Annotated in this window: 23 protein-coding genes and 1 tRNA gene; 17 read left to right on the top strand and 7 right to left on the bottom strand. The window is 44.0% G+C overall.

Features of this window, described 5'->3' with window-relative positions:
* Positions 1-2: 2 nt before the first annotated feature.
* Positions 3-1238 carry a DUF58 domain-containing protein gene (locus tag NF859_RS10090; RefSeq protein ID WP_252744126.1) on the top strand — a complete coding sequence of 412 codons (1236 nt, stop codon included), beginning with the start codon at positions 3-5 and terminating at the stop codon, positions 1236-1238.
* Positions 1235-1648: a hypothetical protein gene (locus tag NF859_RS10085; RefSeq protein ID WP_252744125.1), complete on the top strand. Its 414-nt coding sequence runs from the start codon at positions 1235-1237 to the stop codon at positions 1646-1648. The genes NF859_RS10090 and NF859_RS10085 overlap by 4 nt, the downstream gene beginning before the upstream one ends.
* Here NF859_RS10085 and NF859_RS10080 read toward each other — a convergent pair.
* Entirely contained in the window at positions 1645-2469 is an 825-nt protein-coding gene (locus tag NF859_RS10080; RefSeq protein ID WP_252744124.1) for a carbohydrate kinase family protein, read from the bottom strand. The genes NF859_RS10085 and NF859_RS10080 overlap by 4 nt on opposite strands.
* A gap of 117 nt (positions 2470-2586) precedes the next feature.
* Here NF859_RS10080 and NF859_RS10075 point away from each other — a divergent pair, with 117 nt between their 5' ends.
* Positions 2587-3426 (top strand): LAGLIDADG family homing endonuclease, encoded by an 840-nt coding sequence (locus NF859_RS10075; protein WP_252744123.1) that lies wholly within the window; start codon positions 2587-2589, stop codon positions 3424-3426.
* Positions 3427-3449: 23 nt separating this feature from the next.
* On the opposite strand, the gene NF859_RS10070 is transcribed toward NF859_RS10075, so the two are convergent.
* A tRNA-Met gene (locus NF859_RS10070) sits at positions 3450-3527 on the bottom strand.
* A gap of 230 nt (positions 3528-3757) precedes the next feature.
* On the opposite strand from NF859_RS10070, the gene NF859_RS10065 reads away from it, so the two are divergent.
* The 5 genes from NF859_RS10065 to NF859_RS10045 all read left to right on the top strand — a co-directional run bounded on the left by NF859_RS10065 (position 3758) and on the right by NF859_RS10045 (position 7461).
* Positions 3758-4918: an aconitase X catalytic domain-containing protein gene (locus NF859_RS10065; RefSeq protein ID WP_252744122.1), complete on the top strand. Its 1161-nt coding sequence runs from the start codon at positions 3758-3760 to the stop codon at positions 4916-4918.
* Positions 4919-4927: 9 nt separating this feature from the next.
* Complete coding sequence (locus NF859_RS10060) at positions 4928-5320, top strand: DUF126 domain-containing protein (RefSeq protein WP_252744121.1); 393 nt, start codon at positions 4928-4930, stop codon at positions 5318-5320.
* Positions 5321-5362: 42 nt separating this feature from the next.
* A complete protein-coding gene (locus tag NF859_RS10055; protein ID WP_252744217.1) occupies positions 5363-6583 on the top strand; it encodes a site-2 protease family protein in 1221 nt (406 codons plus the stop codon).
* A 162-nt stretch (positions 6584-6745) separates the two neighbouring features.
* Positions 6746-6976 (top strand): UPF0175 family protein, encoded by a 231-nt coding sequence (locus tag NF859_RS10050; RefSeq protein WP_252744120.1) that lies wholly within the window; start codon positions 6746-6748, stop codon positions 6974-6976.
* A complete protein-coding gene (locus NF859_RS10045; protein WP_252744119.1) occupies positions 6973-7461 on the top strand; it encodes a PIN domain-containing protein in 489 nt (162 codons plus the stop codon). Before NF859_RS10050 ends, NF859_RS10045 begins: the two co-directional genes overlap by 4 nt.
* Here the strand turns inward: NF859_RS10045 and NF859_RS10040 are convergent.
* The gene (locus tag NF859_RS10040; protein ID WP_252744118.1) at positions 7447-7989 is read right to left on the bottom strand and encodes an HTH domain-containing protein; all 543 of its coding nucleotides are present in this window, start codon (positions 7987-7989) and stop codon (positions 7447-7449) included. The two genes, NF859_RS10045 and NF859_RS10040, sit on opposite strands and share 15 nt — an antisense overlap.
* 78 nt (positions 7990-8067) lie before the next feature.
* Here NF859_RS10040 and NF859_RS10035 point away from each other — a divergent pair, with 78 nt between their 5' ends.
* The 3 genes from NF859_RS10035 (at position 8068) to NF859_RS10025 (ending at position 9563) form a co-directional block, all read left to right on the top strand.
* Complete coding sequence (locus tag NF859_RS10035) at positions 8068-8553, top strand: class III signal peptide-containing protein (protein WP_252744117.1); 486 nt, start codon at positions 8068-8070, stop codon at positions 8551-8553.
* Positions 8554-8671: 118 nt separating this feature from the next.
* Complete coding sequence (locus NF859_RS10735) at positions 8672-9121, top strand: class III signal peptide-containing protein (RefSeq protein ID WP_353936099.1); 450 nt, start codon at positions 8672-8674, stop codon at positions 9119-9121.
* Positions 9122-9197: 76 nt separating this feature from the next.
* The gene (locus NF859_RS10025; RefSeq protein WP_252744116.1) at positions 9198-9563 is read left to right on the top strand and encodes a hypothetical protein; all 366 of its coding nucleotides are present in this window, start codon (positions 9198-9200) and stop codon (positions 9561-9563) included.
* A gap of 31 nt (positions 9564-9594) precedes the next feature.
* Here the strand turns inward: NF859_RS10025 and NF859_RS10670 are convergent, their stop codons facing one another.
* Complete coding sequence (locus tag NF859_RS10670) at positions 9595-9717, bottom strand: hypothetical protein (protein ID WP_289846483.1); 123 nt, start codon at positions 9715-9717, stop codon at positions 9595-9597.
* 120 nt (positions 9718-9837) lie between these two features.
* Here NF859_RS10670 and NF859_RS10020 point away from each other — a divergent pair, with 120 nt between their 5' ends.
* From NF859_RS10020 to NF859_RS10010, 3 genes are all read left to right on the top strand, one after another.
* The gene (locus NF859_RS10020; protein ID WP_252744115.1) at positions 9838-10107 is read left to right on the top strand and encodes an AbrB/MazE/SpoVT family DNA-binding domain-containing protein; all 270 of its coding nucleotides are present in this window, start codon (positions 9838-9840) and stop codon (positions 10105-10107) included.
* 99 nt (positions 10108-10206) lie between these two features.
* Positions 10207-10485 carry a PIN domain-containing protein gene (locus NF859_RS10015; RefSeq protein ID WP_252744114.1) on the top strand — a complete coding sequence of 93 codons (279 nt, stop codon included), beginning with the start codon at positions 10207-10209 and terminating at the stop codon, positions 10483-10485.
* 116 nt (positions 10486-10601) lie between these two features.
* Positions 10602-11810: an RNA-guided endonuclease InsQ/TnpB family protein gene (locus tag NF859_RS10010; protein ID WP_252744113.1), complete on the top strand. Its 1209-nt coding sequence runs from the start codon at positions 10602-10604 to the stop codon at positions 11808-11810.
* 61 nt (positions 11811-11871) lie between these two features.
* Here NF859_RS10010 and NF859_RS10005 read toward each other — a convergent pair whose 3' ends face one another.
* Positions 11872-12162: a MazG nucleotide pyrophosphohydrolase domain-containing protein gene (locus NF859_RS10005; RefSeq protein WP_252744112.1), complete on the bottom strand. Its 291-nt coding sequence runs from the start codon at positions 12160-12162 to the stop codon at positions 11872-11874.
* Positions 12163-12316: 154 nt separating this feature from the next.
* Between NF859_RS10005 and NF859_RS10000 the strand changes: the two genes are divergently transcribed.
* From NF859_RS10000 to prf1, 3 genes are all read left to right on the top strand, one after another.
* A complete protein-coding gene (locus NF859_RS10000) occupies positions 12317-12895 on the top strand; it encodes a HEAT repeat domain-containing protein (protein ID WP_252744111.1) in 579 nt (192 codons plus the stop codon).
* Positions 12888-13124, top strand: coding sequence for a hypothetical protein (locus tag NF859_RS09995; protein WP_252744110.1), 237 nt, complete (start codon positions 12888-12890; stop codon positions 13122-13124). The genes NF859_RS10000 and NF859_RS09995 overlap by 8 nt, the downstream gene beginning before the upstream one ends.
* A 77-nt stretch (positions 13125-13201) precedes the next feature.
* Positions 13202-14449, top strand: a complete 1248-nt coding sequence (prf1, locus tag NF859_RS09990; RefSeq protein ID WP_252744109.1) for a peptide chain release factor aRF-1 — start codon at positions 13202-13204, stop codon at positions 14447-14449.
* Here prf1 and NF859_RS09985 read toward each other — a convergent pair.
* On the bottom strand, positions 14429-15316 hold the full coding sequence (locus NF859_RS09985; RefSeq protein WP_252744108.1) for a dihydrodipicolinate synthase family protein: 888 nt from the start codon (positions 15314-15316) through the stop codon (positions 14429-14431). The genes prf1 and NF859_RS09985 overlap by 21 nt on opposite strands.
* 60 nt (positions 15317-15376) lie before the next feature.
* On the bottom strand, positions 15377-17311 hold the full coding sequence (locus NF859_RS09980) for an arginine--tRNA ligase (protein ID WP_252744216.1): 1935 nt from the start codon (positions 17309-17311) through the stop codon (positions 15377-15379).
* Position 17312 lies beyond the last annotated feature (1 nt).

Genomic DNA, 17312 nt, shown 5'->3' with positions numbered 1-17312 from the left:
CTATGAGGGAGTTCTACCCGACTGGAAAAGCCCTTCAGCTTCTTCTTGCCCTATGGATAGGGGTACTCATAACTTTCTTTACTCTTCGCTGGGATATGGTATATCTTGTCCTTCCGATACTTTGGCTGTTTTTCATAGCGGTTGCATTTTTTAAACCAAGGCTTGACGTGGAGATTAAGAGAATCCTGCCTCACGACAGAATTCTTGAAGGAGAAACCGTGGAAATAAAACTTACCATAAAGTCCAACGAAAGAATTCCAAGCTTAAAGCTTGTGGATGGCACACCAGAGGAGCTTGAGGTTGTTGAAGGTAAGAACGAGTTTTTGCTTTCCCTAAAAAAAGATGAAGTGAGAGAGCTTTCCTACAAGATTAGGGTACGCAGAGGGGTTCATGAGTTTAACTGGATATACTTGAGCTACCAAGATCCATTTGGATTTTTCAAAAGGGACAAAGTGGTTGAGCTGTATGATGAGCTTATTGGTGTTCCGCTCATAGAAGATGTCATCACTCCTTACTCCACAAAGGGTACAAAAATAACCGTTGGCCCCTTGCCATCTCCGAGAATAGGTGAAGGAGTAGAGTTTCATGCTATAAGGGAATATCAGCCTGGAGATCCTTTCAAGATAATAAACTGGAAGGCAACGGCAAAAATGGGCAAAATAATGAGCAACGAGTATGAGAGCGAGAGAAAAGTTGATGTTGTGATAATAGTGGACGCTGGCTATTTGGGGGGCAGAGTTATAGACTACTCTGTGAGGGCTGCTGCTTCCCTTATGCTTGACTGTCTTAAAAACGGCACGAGCTTTGGTCTTTTGCTTTCGGAGAGCGTCCCCCTATGGGCTAGGGTAGATTATGGAAAAAGGCATTTCTTCAGATGTGTCGACATTCTAAGCACTGCCAGGCCGGATAAAAACAATCTAATTGCCTATCAGGTTGAACATCTTATAAGGACGCGCTTTCCTGCAAATGCCCAAATAATCTACATCTCACCCCTTGTTAGCGAGGAGAGCAGAAAAGCCCTTGAGATGATTTATCACTATGGATACAAGATAATAGTGATCTCCCCGGACCCGTATTCGGCTATCGAGCCAAGAAGCAAAGAGGAAGAACTGGCGGTTAAGATGCTAGACCTCAAGAGGAAAGCATACTTGAGGAAGCTTTCCGCCTATGCCCTGATAATAGATTGGGACACCAGAAAGCCTCTTAGAAGCGCCATTGCAGAGGTGATTAAGTTATGAGGATAAAGTTCTCACCGATACCGCTTGTAATCTTGTTTTTCATCTTGCTTAGCTACAAACAGCTCCTCCCGGTCTTAGCACTTGCTCCCCTGGCGTTTCTCTCGTATTTCTTTGGCACATTGTTTTTGATGGCCGTTATAGGCTTTCTGGTATATTACAAGATAGGAGGTGCTCTGGGAGTTCTAATAGTGGCTTTAGCCTTAATCTTTATTGAGTCCGCTTACTTAGATAGGGAAAAAGCTCCCAGAGAGCATTATTTAATCTTGACCGTAGCTTCTCTATTGGCCATTCCTACCTACGCCCTCATAATGGGGCTCTCTTTGGTCATGCCCAAGTTCGAGGTCACTGCAGTTGCCGTTCTTATTCTAATTGCCCTCTATGTATTCTCAAGGATAGTCACAAGTGATTAGATGCTCCAGCTTCCTTTTTTCTTAAGCACCTCTCTTGCCCTCATCAATCCTTGCTTTATGCACTCTTCGAGGTTTTTTTCTCTTGCATAATAAGCTAGAAAGCCGCCAGCAAAAGCATCCCCAGCTCCGGTTGGATCCACGATTTCCTCTACTGGAAGTGCATTGAACTTTTTGAAATCTTTCCCATCATAAAGCAGAACCCCCTTTTCTCCCATAGTCACCACGACAATTTTAGCTCCCCATTTGTGAAGCTTTTCGGCAGCTTTTTTGATGTCCTTTTCTCCGGTTATCGTTTTTGCCTCTCTTTCGTTTGGAAAAACTATCTCCACTTTTGACACTATATCCTTCATGAGCTCTCTTTTTGTCTTGTATTCCTCTATGTAAGTCGGGTTGAAATCTAGGGTAACCCTCTTGCCTTTTAGTCTTTCTATCGCCTTTAGCTGCTCTTCCGGTGGTATTGGAGAGATGTGAAATATTTTCGCGTTTAGGTAATCTTTCGGAATCTCTGTTTCACCCATCTTCTCTGCCACTCCTATCTCCACCGGCGCATCGACGCTCCCGTCTTCGTGGTAGATCATGTATATGTGCATTGTCTTTCCTTCGAGAACGTGCACTCCCTTAATGTCTAGGATTCTTTCAAGGTTTTTCAGCCACTCCGTGGGAAAGTTCTTCCCGACCTTTGTAACCAACCCCACTTTGGCTCCACTTAGAGCGGCAGAAGTTGCAACAGCGGCAGCTGCCCCTCCCGGGAGAACTATCTCTCTCTTGTCTGGAAAGATTATGTGGTCAATCGCAACATGCCCGAGAACTACCAGATCCATGGCAAGCCCCTTTTGACCTAATTGAGAGGGTTTATTAAGGTTGCCCGAGTTTTTAACAAAAATAAGTTGTATGAAAATTACGTAAAAACTTAAAAACAGAGAAGTCTAATTGGTGTTATGCTTAGGGTAAAAGACCTTGGACAAAAGGAACTTGAGGAGCTTGTGAATTATGTCAGGGGGCTGAGGAATTACGGACTTAGTTATTCGGAAATAGTGGAAAGAGTACTTATCGAAAAAGGCGTGAAAATTTCCAAAGCAACGGTTTTAAGATGGTGCAAGCGAAAACATGAACCTTTCAATAAAATCAAGCTTCTTGATTTAAGCCCTTCTCCAGCTTTGTCTTATATCTTGGGAGCTTATTTTGGAGATGCCACAATAGGCATTGGCCAAAAATACAAGTACAGAATTCGGTTGAAAGTTGTGGATAGGGAATTTGCCGAGGCATTTGCCAAAGCTCTTGAAGAAATAGGGGCTAATCCCCGAGTTGGTTATGAGAACGACTCTACAAGAGTCGGTAGATGGTATGTTGAAAGTACTACTAAATCCCTCTACATGTTTTTGAAACAGCCAAAAGATGCTTTGTTTGAAGTTGCAAAGGAATATCCCAGAGAGTTCCTTCGGGGTTTGTTTGACAGTGAGGGTTATGTCTATTTAGACCCAACTACTAAGAAAGTTTCTTATGTTTCGTTGCACAACTACGATTTAGAGCTATTAGAGTTCTCTAAAAGTCTCTTAGCTTCATTGGAAATACACTCAAAAATAAGGGTTTCAAAGAAAGCCGGAAGTCCTGTTGTGATCAGAGGCAAACAATACTCCTACAAAAGTGACCTTTATGAGCTTAGGGTATATCGCATAGAAAGTGTGAGACGTTTTGCCAAGGAAGTTGGATTTACAATACCAAGGAAACAAAATAAACTTAGAGAATGGTTATTAAACAAATTCAACGAACACTTATGAACATCAATACACAAAAATGAGCATGGTAGCGGGGCGAGGATTTGAACCTCGGACCTCCGGGTTATGAGCCCGGCGGGCACTCCTAGCTGCCCCACCCCGCTGCTTGACCCGTTACATATTAATAAGAAGTCGGTTTATAAAGTTTGCGGTGCCTCTTTCGGGAGTTTCAAATGCCGGATACTCTATTGGAAGTGTCTAAAAACATTTCTAACTTTTTAGCCCTTTATTTGAATTTAACTCCAATCCCACCATTCTGGATTGAACTGCCGAGGTTTTCTCATGTGATGAAAAAGCCCTTAAACTTACCCTCCAATTTTATCTTGGTGATGAAATGTACCTCACAAAGGAGGAGGAATTAATACTTGCCGGAGAATACGGCTATGCATTACAAAAGGCTATGGAGATTCTTGTGGCTTTGGGAGAAATATATAATGCGGATAGGTTAATTCCAATAAAAAGTGCCCAAGTGGCGGGGGTTTCATATAAAAACATCGGAGATGCCGGAATAGAGTTTTTAAAAGACTTCGTTAATTCTGGGGCGAAGGTTAGCGTTTATACTACTCTCAATCCAGCTGGTATTGGGGACGAGCTCTTTATGGAGAAGCAGAGAGAGATCATTGAGCTCTATAAAGCTATGGGAATAGAGGTTACCTCCACCTGTACCCCATACTACGGTGCAAACCTTCCGAAGTTTGGTGACCATATAGCATGGAGCGAGAGCTCCGCGGTTATCTTTGCAAACTCCATAATAGGAGCGAGAACAAACAGGGAAGGCGGGCCCTCAAGCCTTGCAGCTGCAATCGTTGGCAAGACTCCAAATTATGGCCTTCACCTTGAGGAAAACAGAAAGGCAACAGTTATTGTTGAGGTAAACACAAAGCTCAAGGACTTTGCAGACTACAGCTTTTTGGGCTACTACCTCGGCAAAGCTCTAAAGAACGACATACCCTACTTCAAAAACCTCAAGCCCGAAAAGACGGACTACCTCAAAGAATTAGGGGCTTCGATGGCTGCGACAGGTTCAATAGCCCTCTATCATGTTGAAGGCGAGACCCCGGAATACAAACATGCCATAGCGGATAAGCTCGAGAGAATTGAGGTTGATGAGAAGGAACTCGAAGAGGTTAAGGAGAAGTTCAACGCAGAGTGGGGAGAGATAGATGCAATAGTAATAGGCTGTCCCCATGCTTCGATTCAGGAAGTAAAAGAGGTCGCTGAAATTTTGAAGATGAGGGAGAAGCCTCTAAAAGTTCCGCTTTTAATAACCGCAAGCAAGGCTGTGAAGGCTCTCGCAGATGCTCTGGGCTACAGCGAGATTATAGAGCGATACAATGGAAAGATAATAGCCGACAGCTGTTTGATAGTGTCCCCTGTTGAGAAGTGGTATAGGGGAATAGCCACAAACAGCGGAAAGGCGAGCTTTTACTTCTCCTCAGCCGGGCTAAAGGTGAGGCTTGAGAATACGGAGAAGTTACTTCTTGATGCCCCGTGAGGTGAGATTATGAAGCTTAAGGGAAGAAAAATCACTAAGGGAAAAGCAAAGGGAGTTGCTCTTGTCTCAAAAAAGCCCCTATCCTTTTTAGGAGGTGTTGACCCAAAAACGGGCATAGTGAAGGACATTGAGAGCGATATTAAGGGGGAGAGCATAAAGGACAAAATCCTTGTATTCCCGAGGGGCAAAGGCTCGACTGTTGGCTCTTACGTCATTTACCAGCTGAAGAAAAACGGTGTTGCGCCTAAGGCAATAGTTGTTGAAGAAGCAGAGACGATTGTAGCAACAGGGGCTATTATTGCAGAAATTCCCATGGTGGATAAAGTGGACATAAGCAAGATCAAGAACGGCCAGATCGTTGAGGTGGATGCAGACAAGGGAGAGGTAACCATAGAGGAATAGTTTTTAAGCTTTCTTCCATATTCTTTTTAAGTGGTGGAGAAAATGGCAAGGGGTATTTACGAGTGCGTTAAATGCGGCCATAGGGAAGTTAAAGAGTCTAATGCGGCTTTACTGGAAAATTCATGCCCGGAGTGCGGCTCTGATATGGTTCTTGTTGGCTTTGAGATTGAGCCCGTTGAAGAGCCCATTAATGAGCCCCTCATGGAAAAGCTTGGCGAGTTTTATTCCCTTGGCGAGATGCAGACTAAAGGAGACGTCATGGCTTTTGAGGTTCTGGAGATAAGGGAAACCAACTTCGAGAGGGTTCTTAAGGAGCTTGAGAAGCTTGGCTACTGGGCTGCATTGAAAAAGAGGGAAGGAAAGGTAGTCCTCTTCGTCTTTCCAGCACAGCCGATTAAAGAGGAAAACCCCCTCATTGGGATAGGGTTGTTTATAGCAACGGTTTTGAGCACCCTCTTTGCGGGCTACTGGCTTTCAAGCTCTTATATAGCTTTTCTTGACCAGTACAACCTTCCAGGAATAAGAAACATCTACCTCAACGCCCTTGCATTTTCAATAAGCGTCCTCGCTATCTTGGGCACCCACGAGATGGGGCACAAAATAGCTGCCACCCTCCACGGCGTAAAGTCAACTTTTCCTTACTTCATACCATTTCCGAACATTCTCGGCACACTGGGAGCTGTTATAAGGGTTAAATCCCCAATACCCACCAGAAACGCTGCCATAGACCTAGGCTCAAGCGGGCCTATAGCCGGGTTTGTTGTGGCAATTCCAGTGCTGCTTATAGGGTTAAGGCTTTCTCCAACTCTACCTATCTCTGCGGCTCAAATGGAGGGCGGAATAGCCTTTGGTCAAAGTCTAATAATGCTCTTCCTTGAGAGATACATCTTTAGGATTCCCGAGGACTACGTGATTTACCTCCACCCGGTGGCGATAGCTGGGTGGGTGGGTATTCTCGTGACCTTCCTAAACCTAATCCCGGCGGCTCAGCTTGATGGTGGCCACATAGCGAGGGCTTTCCTTGGAGAAAAGCTCCACTCGATTTTGACATTTGGTCTAGGCTTGGCAATGATTGGACTGAGCGTTCTCTGGGCAGGGTGGCTCATCTGGGGCTTCATAATTCTCCTTATGGGGAGAATTGGAAACCCGGGTGCTTTGGATGAGGTCAGCCCAATTTCGCCTAAAAGAATAGTTCTGGCTTTGATAGTGCTCGCAATATTCATCCTCTCGGCAACGCCAGTGCCCATAAGCGTTGTTCAGTGAGCTTTTTTATGTTTTTAAACGATTTGTCAGTTCTTTTCAATTACCATAAACTCTTCAGGTGTAGAGAATTTGAGCTTTAGCGGCAATGACTTCTCTATTCTAAAGCTCGCCCTCAATGGTTGAGGGCAAACTCTTAAATACTAGGACGGCCAATATCGAAGCATGATGGAGATAAGGATGAAGCTACCCCCTTTTAAGTCAGAGGAGGAAACTAAGAAGATCTTAAGGTTGCTTTATGCAATTGAATTGTTCAAAGAAGGTGTTGTTTCTATAGAAAAAGCGGCAGAAATTGCTGGGGTGTCATATCAAGATTTCATAACGGAGTTGAAAAAATGGAAAATCCCTGCATTCCCCTACAGCGATGAGGAAGCTTTGGAGGAATTGGGATTATGAAAAAGATTCTCTTAGACTCTTCCGCTGTTATTGCTCTAAGTTCTGCAGGAGTTATTGAAAAAGTCACAGAAAGATTTGAGGTCTTTGTGGCTGAGGGTGTATATGAAGAAGTCTATCGTAGGGGATTTTGCAGGGTGGGTAGCCATGAGCTTCAAAAACTTGTAGAGAACGAGAAAGTTCAAGTAGTTTCAGCTCAAGATAGGGAAAAAGTCAAACTACTAGTTGACCCGCTAGGTACGGGAGAGGCTGAAACCATAGTATTGGCTCTAGAAAATTCGATTCCTGCAGTTTTGGATGATAGGATCGCTAGGAGAAAGGCTTATGAACTTGGGATTGAATTTTTTGGAACGTTAAAGGTTTTGCGCTTTTTGTACGATACAGGAGACCTATCAAAAGAAGAATTAGTAAAAGCAATAAAAAGCTTGAGGGAAGTTGGATTCAGAATTTCCGAGAGTCTTATTTCCAAGGTTTTAGAAACCCTCTAACTCCTTCAAAATCTGCTCTATGTCGTTGTAGATTGAATCCCTCGAAACGTTGAAGAGCCTCGCTATCTCGGAGATGTTCAAAACCTTTGGATTCCAGCCAAAAAGCTCGAGGGCTTTTCTCAGGATTGCCCTCCTTTCTTTAATGCTCAGGTTCTCAAAGCTCTCCCTTTCCTTGGGTATGTTCACAACCGCTATCCCTACGGCATATTTTCTTCGGGTTATGGGCATCGTGTAGGTTCCGAAGGTGAAGTCAACTATTTGGGCGTTCCTTAGCTTTTCTCTCATCTTCTCTTGCAGCCTTTCGAGGACATCCTTGCCTGATGAGTACTCGGCTACTATCATCTTCTCATAGTTTTTGTCTGGCTCTATGCTTAGGCTTATTCTAACACTCATAAAGGCACCGAAGGAGAGCTCTATCTTGGCTTTATCTATTCTTCCGGGGATTTTCTTTAAGGTCTCGGCTTTTTCTCTAAGCTCCTTTAAACAGCCTTCAATGCTCGATGACTCGCACTCTATGAAGACCAGCATCGCTATCCCCATTTTTGCTTATCTCATGGGCAAAATTGGGGAGAAAAATATTTATTCTTTTCTAAAGATGACCAAAGCATGAGCCGAAAGGGTCAAGGTTCATTGGAGTACCTCTTTATGGTTGCTGCGGCATTGATAATAATTTTTGTTGCAGTGGGCTATATCAGCAATTCCGGAGGTCGAGTTGCCCAGCAGAGTGATATTACCTCTTTGCAGAGCCAAGCGGAGATTGCAAAATCCCAGCTAGAAGTGAAAGACCTCTGGAACGATGAATACTGCTTTTACATTCTCTCGGAGAGTTATTCCAAGGACAAAGTTGGCTCCGAATACGGCATAAGCATAAAGGGCAAAGGCTCAAATGGGAAGTGTGATAAGAGTGACAAGGTTATCTACTACCTCGACTACAGAAATGCAAGATACAGGGATGATGTTAAAGCCCTCTATGGGGACGATAGGTATAAGCTGAAAACCCTGAAAGAGCTGTATGACCTCTGCCTTGCAGGTGACGAAAACGCTTGTAAGGTAATAATAACCCTCGACGAGTCGTTGTGGATTCCTCAATAGTTTTTGTCGCATTCACCTGCAATTTTGCGGAAGTGATCGGCATAATTGCGGGGAAAGGTATTTATATGTCTTTGACGTAATTTGTTTTTGAAGATATCCTTTCGGAGGTGTAGAGAAAATGATAAACTTGAAGAAGTTGTTTAAACGGAAGAAGGGTCAGGGTGCGCTGGAGTACCTCTTCATGATAGCAGCAGCCTTGATAATAATATTTGTTGTGGTTAGGTACATCAGTGGATCTACACAACAGGCCAGCTCACAGAGCGATATAGCTTCATTGCAGAGTCAAGTGGAACTTATAAAGAGCAAGCTCGTTTCACAAAATGTATGGGATGATCAGTATACGGTAGAGTACGACTCCACCAATGATTATCTTTTAGTGAAGGATACGAATGGTACTGTGGCTTATGCAGAAGCAGATAAAGATTACAGTGCTGCTCCCTATTCGACACTAATCAGCAGTACGCCCACCTTAGGAAGTTTATACGATAAATGTATGGTAGAAAACGACGCTACAGCATGTGAAATAATTGTTGATATTGGAGATGATATTAAGTTGGGAGCGCCATGATAGTTTTTTTGAATTTATCTTTTCTTTTTGATGTTTTTGTGAGCCAAATTAATTAAAATTATTTTTGGTGATCCAAATGAAAAAAGCCCAAGCTTCCATTGAGTATTCAACAATGGTTGCTCTTGCTGTCATTGTCGTTCTAGTTGTCATCTTGCTGATTTCCTCGAAGGCGAGTGAAGTAAGCGAAGGGACAAAAGAGCTACCCTATCAGAGCAACGCTCAGACACTTATCAACCATCTAAAAGCCCGAGGTCAATGGGAATCCCTCAAAACCCAAACCATCTCCTGCTCCAACGGTCAGTGCGAGTTCAACGGGGAGACAAAAGCCATAGACGACTCAACCTTTACATACTCGGACACCCTTGAAAACGCCTACAACAAGTGCATCTACGAGAACGACTTGGACTCTTGCAAAGCGATAGTTTACGTTTTGGGCGATTAGTCTTGGAGAAGCTCCATAACTTCTTTTGTATCTAAGACTCGCACGTTTTTGAGGTTTTTAGTATGCCAAACGTCTTTTCAAGGATTTCCCTCTGTTTTTTGAGCTTTTTTAGGTGTTGGGACACTTCAATCTTAGCTCCCATCTTTCCTTCCACTCTTTTTGATGGTTTTTCGCCATTCATAGCTTTCCTTGGGGCAAAACGTGATAATGCTTGGTTTAAATATATGAACTTTTTAACGGAAACCTTTAAATATTGGTGTTCAAACTTATTTTGGTGGGAAAAGTGGGAATAACGAAAGTTGATGAGAAAGGTAGAATACTGCTTCCAAAGGAAATCAGGAAAAAACTTAGGATAAAAAAGGGGGAGGAGTTTTTGATAACAGAACTGGACAATGAGACAATAATTCTAAAGCGTTTTGATGTAAAAAGCATGCTTCAAGAACTCGTAAAGAAAGCAGAGAAAGTAAATCTCAAAAAATTGGAGAAGGAAATAGAGGGTGAGGGGAACAGAATTGCCAGAAAAAAATACAAGATTTCTGATTGATACAAACGTTTTTATTGCCGCAGTAAAGAAGGGCTGGACAAAACAACCGAGTTGCTACTTCACTTGCTTACTTCAGATTACGAGCTTGTGGGAAACGATGTGTTGCTTGCAGAGTACAGAAAATATGCTGAGGCTTTCGATGCTGTGAATTTCTTTGAATTCTTGAGGAAAAGGGTTAAAATCGTAAACCCATCAAGGGAAGAAGTGCTAAAATGCTTAGATTATTTTCCACCAAATCAAGTAGCCGATGCCGTTCACGCTGCCACTTATCTTAAAACTGGTGCAATTATAATAACCAACGACAAGCACTTTGAAAAGATTGCGGAAGGGGGTTTAACCTATTCGGGTGGGGACTCCTCTTCCGAGAGGGATGGATGAAAGCCCGAAACTTTTAAATACTTCTTAAAGTAAGAAAATTATAAATACTACAGTGCGAAAAAATTCGCCATCCTTAAATGGAACGTGCGCTTCAAAAGTCAAGGTGAGAGGAGTTGATGCGCTCCTACAAATTTAGAATTTATCCTTCAAAAGCACAGCAAGAAAAAATGCTACAACATATGGAACTTTGTCGCTGGCTTTACAACGAGCTATTGAAAGCAAAGAGAGAAAACCCGTCGCTCGGAAGAATGGATACTCAAAGGCTAATCGTCGAATTAAAGAAGGAAAACCCAGAACTCAAGGAAGTTTACTCCAAAGTTCTACAAATGGTGAATCACCAACTCTGGAACAACCTGACCGTCTTGAAGGCTCTAAAAAAGAACGGGCACAAGGTAGGAAAGCTAAGATACAAAACCTCACCGAATAGCTGGAAGACGCTGAACTACAACCAAAGCGGTTTCAAGCTTGACGAGGAGAAGAAGAGACTGCACCTTTCCAAGATTGGGGAAATTCCCATAAAGCTCCACAGGAGAATTAAAGGTAAAATCAAGGGAGTAATCATAAAGCGGACAAAGAGCGGGAAGTGGTATGCTATTTTTCAGGTTGAGGAGGAGCCAGAACCGTTGCCCAAAACGGGTAGAGTAGTTGGGGTTGATTTGGGAGTCGCTCATTTCGTCGTTGACAGCGATGGTAACGCTTTTGAGAACCCGCTGTTCCTTGAGAAATCCCTTGAAAAAATTAAGAGGATACAGAGAAGGCTTTCAAGGAAGCAGAAGGGTTCGAAGAACTGGGAGAAGGAGAGGATAAAATTAGCTAAAGCTCATGAAAAGCTAACGAACCAGCGAAATGATTTTCTCCACAAGCTTGCTCTCTACTACGTCAGGAATTATGATGTCATCGCGGCGGAGAACCTAAAACCGAAGAATATGGTTGGAAACGGTCATAAAAACTTCAACCGCCATCTGCTCGATTCCTCTCTCAGTGCTTTCATCAGGATACTCTCCGACAAGGCTGAGAGAGCTGGTCGGAGGGTTGTTTTCGTTGAGCCAGCCTACACTTCGAGGACTTGCTCCCGCTGTGGGTTTGTAGTGGAGGAATTACCTCTTTTGGAGAGGGTTTTCCGTTGTCCGAAGTGTGGGCTGGTGATGGATAGGGATTTGAACGCTTCGCTCAACATTTTGAGAAAGGGTTTGGATGAAGGGTTGGGACGACCCGGATTGCCTGTGGAGGGAAGACCTCTACCCCGTGTAGTGCCTTATGAGGCTGTTATCACGGGGCAAGTCTTCCTTATGAAGCAGGAAGCCCCGCCCAAAAGGACGGGGTAGTTCACTCGAAGTGTGGAATATCAAGAAAGCCATAGAAGAACTCTTGGAAAAATAAAGGCTCTCACTCCTTCTCACACTCACAAGGATTCTTCCCACAGTAGGGGCAAACTCCCGGATACTTCTTCTTTGCCGCTTCCTCCACGTCAATTCCAGCTATGTTGGCTAAGCTCACAAGCCACGCTAAAACGTCGGCAAACTCCTCTTCCATAGCTTTCTTATCCCCTTTTCTCAACGCCTCCGCTAGCTCGCCTACTTCCTCAGTAAACCAGAGAAACGTCTTCTCCAAGCCCCTCTTCTCATCCCTGTGAAAGTAAAGTTCCCTAATAAGCTCTTGGAACTCCCTTATGTGCATGGTCTCACCCCTATTAACGGCTCGGGTTGAGCTGTCATCACCACTCAGCGCAATTCGCTCTCCTCATTGCCCGACTTTAAATTCTCGGGAGCCTTTTAAAGGTTAGCCAAAACCCATTTAAGGTTGAAAGTATAAAATCGTTTAGGGATGACTTATGGGATTATTCTCCTTCGGCTCAAAAAAGAATAAGATCATAAAGATGCTCTCGGAGGGAGATCTTGAGGGGATTCTCCGCTCTGCAGCGAAAGACCCTAAATATGTAGATGCCGTAGTAGAGCTTCTCAACGAGGAAAATCCGGGGATAAGGGGAGATGCGCTTCTCCTCATTGGAGAGCTGACCGTCAGGCATAAAGAGCTTATGATGCCTTATGTCGAGGAAGGTCTTCCCATAACCGTGCTTTCGCTCATAAACGATCCTGATCCTTATGTTAAGGAAAACGCCATGCAGAGCTTTGAGATTATACTGAGATACTTCCCATGGGTTGGGGAAAAGTTCAAGAATGAAATGACCTCTCTATTGCTTGAAATCCTCCAGACGGGAGATAAAAACAGAAAAGCCTTTGCGATTCTAATGCTCGGAAGGCTTAAGGTGAAAGAAGCCCTTCCGGTAATAGAGGAGTTCAGAAACATCAGCGACACCGTAATTTTGCCCCTGGAAGGCATTAAATGGGTGCCCCTTGGAGAGATAGCCGAGAAAGTTATAAAAGAGCTTGGAGGTGATGTGAATGATTAATGTCCTAATATTCATAATACTCTTAATAATTGCCGCGTTTATAGTGATCAAGCTGACCTTTGCTGTGCTTAGATGGATGGCAGTAAACGCTATAATTGGGCTAATCCTGGTGGGGATTTTAAACTATCTTGGAATTACCCACATAGAGCTCAACCTTATAAACTTCCTTATAATAGCTGTGGGTGGAATTTTGGGGGTTTTTCTTTTGGCTTTTCTGTCCTTCCTTTAGCCTTTTCCAAACCTTTATAAAGTCGAATTTTTAAAGGTGGTTGGGAGAGAGAAAATAAGTTGTTAGAGGTGATGTTCATGTCTCACAAATCTGCTGAAATGTACGAGCTCAAAAAGAAGGTAGAGGAGCTTAAGAAGATTCGAGGTCGAGGGACTGAGCTTGTCTCACTCTACATCCCTGCGGGCTATGACATAAACAAGGTTATGCAGCAGCTTAGGGAAGAGTACGGCACGGCACAAAACATCAAATCAAAAACAACCCGAAAGAATGTTTTAGGGGCACTCGAAAGGGCAATGCAGCACCTTAAGCTTTACAAGCAAACTCCAGAGACGGGCTTGGCCTTATTTGTGGGAAACGTCAGCGAACAGGAAGGAGTTACGGATATCCAGCTTTTCGCCATAATCCCACCGGAACCGCTAAACGTGAGGCTCTATCGATGTGACCAAACCTTTGTTACGGAGCCTCTTGAGGAGATGCTTCGAGTTAAAGATGCCTATGGCTTAATAACGGTTGAAAAGAACGAAGCAACGATAGGCCTTCTGAGAGGGAAGAAGATAGAGGTCATTGAGGAGCTTACCTCCAACGTTCCCGGAAAGACAAGGGCTGGTGGTCAGTCTGCAAGGAGATATGAGAGAATTAGAGAGCAAGAGACTCATGAGTTCATGAAGAGGATTGGAGAGCATGCAACGAAGGTTTTTCTGCCCCTCCTTGAAAAGGGCGAGCTTAAGGGTATTATTGTTGGCGGTCCCGGACCTACAAAGGAGGAATTCGTTGAAGGCGACTACCTCCACCACGAGCTCAAGAAGAAGATTATAGGGGTAGTGGACATAAGCTATCACGGTGAGTATGGGTTGAGGGAGCTAGTTGAAAAGGCGAGCGACATACTGAAGGAGCACGAGGCAATTAGAGAGAGAAAGCTCGTGCAGGAGTTCTTCAGACACCTGGTCAAGGACACGGGCTTGATAACGTATGGAGAAAAGGAAGTAAGAAAAGCTCTGGAGCTTGGGGCGGTTGATACTCTTTTGATAAGCGAGGGTTACGATAGAGTTCGCGTTAGGGCGAAGTGCAACCACTGCGGCTGGGAAGAGCTCAAGACCATGACCGAGAGTGAATACGAGGTTTACAAGAAGAACCTTAAAACATGCCCCAAATGTGGAAGCCAAAATATAAGCTTTGAAAAGTGGGATGTTGCAGAAGAGTTAATAAAAATGGCAGAGGAGAGCGGGGCTGAAGTCGAAGTGATCTCCCTAGATACCGAAGATGGACAGCAGTTCTACAGGGCATTTGGTGGACTTGGAGCAATTTTAAGGTACAAGATTCAGTGAAGATAGAAGGTCTTTTATCTTCCCTTTAACCTCTTCTCCATCCATTGTATAGGGTGGTCTTAGGATGGGTTTTATGGAGAAGCCCCTTATGCCCATTGCTATCTTTATCGCAGAGCCGAAGGAAGATGCAAGGTCGTAAACCTTTGAAAGTTTGGCAAGCTTTCTGGCATATTCCATAGCTTTTTCAAAGTCCCTATCTTCAAAGGCTTTGTATAGGGCAATATGGAGCTCCGGGGCAAAGTTTGCGCATGCCATTATCCCTCCGTCGCCTCCAAGGAGAAGCGTGTTGAGGAAGTGCTGATCTAAGCCTGTGAAAACCTTAAAATCCTTTCTTTCGCCTTTGACCTCAAATACGACATCTCTGACGTGGTTTATGCTGTCTATGGTTTCCTTTATGCCGGCTATGTTTGAGTACTCAGTGGCGAGCTTTTTGATGAGTGGAACGCTTAGAGGATTTGCACAGCTCGGGATGTTGTAGAGGATTATCGGGATATCCGTTTTCTCCGCTATTATGGAGTAGTGGTTAAAGAGTGCCTCATCACTGAGAGGACAGTAATAGGGGGGCGCTATAACCACATAATCCGCCCCAATATCTTGGGCATGCTTAGTCAGCTCAACCACTTCAAAGGTGTTTGTTGAGGCCGTTCCCACCAGATAGAAAGTTGAGGTAACGATCTCCCTGCCCTTCTCTGCAAGAAGCTTTCTTTCCTCAAAATTGAGGCTCGTGAATTCGCCGGTTGTTGCGTTGATAAAAATTCCATTGACTCCGACTCTTTGGAGGTAGGTTATGTGCTCCTCCAGTGCCTGAAAGTCTATTGAATAGTCTTCGTTGAAAGGTGTTACAAGGGGGACTATTACTCCTCTCATAGAACCACCGAGATAAATAGACATCGGAATATTTTAGGTTTGTGGAAAAAAGAAAAAGGCTCACATGACTTCCGGAGCCTCGATTCCCATAAGTTCAAGGACGTTCTTTAGAACCTGCTTTGTAGCCATAACCAAGAGCAACCTCATCTCTCTCGTCCCTTCTTCAGCCTTCAGAACTGGCAACGCCATGTAGAATCTGTTGAAGACCATTGCTAGTTCGTTTGCGTAGCTTGCTATTATGTTGGGCTTCACGTCCCTTCCGGCCGTCTTTATGACTTCCGGGAATTTGGAAAGGATCTTTATTAGCTCTTTTTCTTTTAGGTCGATGTCTGAGAAGTCTGCTTTGCTTAAGAGCTTCTCGCTTTCAACGCTTATTCCTTCTTCTTTGGCCTTCTTAATTATGGAGCAGCATCTCGCATGGGCATACTGGATGTATGGGGCACTTTCGCCCTCAAAGTTCAGCACATCGTCCCATCTGAACGTTATTATCTTTTCCGGTGAGTATTTTATCATGTTGTACCTTACTGCCCCTATTCCTACTATCTCCGCTATTTTCTCCTTTTCCTCCTCGCTCAATCCCGGGTTCTTCTCTTCTACAAGCTCTTTAGCTCTTTTTACGGCCTCATCAAGCACCTCATCTACGGTGAAGCCTATCCAAGTCCCCTTTCTTCCGCTGAACTTTCCTTCAGGTCTCACAACATGCTCATAAGCTAGGTGATAGAAGTTATTGTAGGCATCCTCATAGCCGAGGAGCTTGAGGGCGTAGGCAACTGCTTTCTGCTCATACCTCTGCTCTGAACCGACGACGTTTATCACTATGTCAGCATTGGCAAACCTTCCCGGCATTTCTTCCCCATCTTTTGCCGTTGTCCACGTTTCATGGTTCTCCTTTTTATCCCAGAGCTTGTAGCGCATATCTGATTTAACTTTACCAAACTTCCACAAGTGATAAGCTATGTCCTTTCCCGTGTAAGTCGCTGTTCCGTCGCTCCTTATAAGCACCATGTCTGGGTTTTCCATATCCGGAAAGAGGTCTCCAAGCTTCATGATGAACGCTCCCTTGTATTTGCCTTCTTTTGCCCATTCAAAGTGTTCATTCTTTTCTATCATTGCGTAAGCCTCTTCGAATATTCCACTCCTCACTATGTCGCTTTCCCAGCTGAGCAGGTCGTAAAAGATGTTCATCCTGTATGTGGTTTCCATCTGCGCTTTAACTACCTTTTCCGCCAACTTTCTGCCCTCTTCGGCTATCTCGTTGTCTCCTTCCTCCAGCTTCTTCATGAGCTCCCTTATCTGTCTCTCCACATCTGGGTTTTCTTCCATTCTCTTGTGAACCTCAACGTAGAGCAGACCCAAAGCGTGGTCGATTATATCGTCCTTAGAAAGTCCTTTCTCCTTGAGTTCTTTAATGATCCTCTCAAATTCTTCCTTCAGGTTTAAATAACCCCACAGAACCTGTGCAAACTGAACCCCCAGATCGTCTATGTAGTTCTGAACCTCCACTTTGTAGCCAAGTTTCCTCATTATTCTTGCCATTGTATCTCCAAGAATTGAGTTTCTTGCGTGTCCCATGTGGAGGGGTTTGGTTGGATTTACGGAGGTGTGCTCCACTATAACCTTTTTTCCATTTCCCAGATTGCTTTCTCCGAATTGATCTCCTTTTTTGAGGATCTCTTCTACCACAAGTTTCCCAAATTTCTCGTAATCTAAGAAGAAGTTTATATATCCGGCTCCAGCGACCTCTACCCTTGAAATGTACTCGGGGAGCTTTCCTTCTAAGTTTGAGGCAATTTCTTGAGCTATAACTCTAGGAGCTTTTCTAAACACTTTTGCAAGCTGAAAGGCAACGGTAGTGGCAAAATCACCAAGCTCCATATTGGGCGTTTCATCAAATAAAACCTCTCCTTCCCAGCTTTTTCCCTCTTTTTCAAGCATTTCGGAGATGACTTCTTCCACTATCTCCTTAACCTCTCTCTTGACATCATCGTAAGCCACA

It is taken from the genome of Thermococcus alcaliphilus (genome assembly GCF_024054535.1).
Lineage (GTDB): Archaea > Methanobacteriota_B > Thermococci > Thermococcales > Thermococcaceae > Thermococcus_A > Thermococcus_A alcaliphilus.
This window is presented reverse-complemented; position numbering and strand designations above follow the sequence as displayed.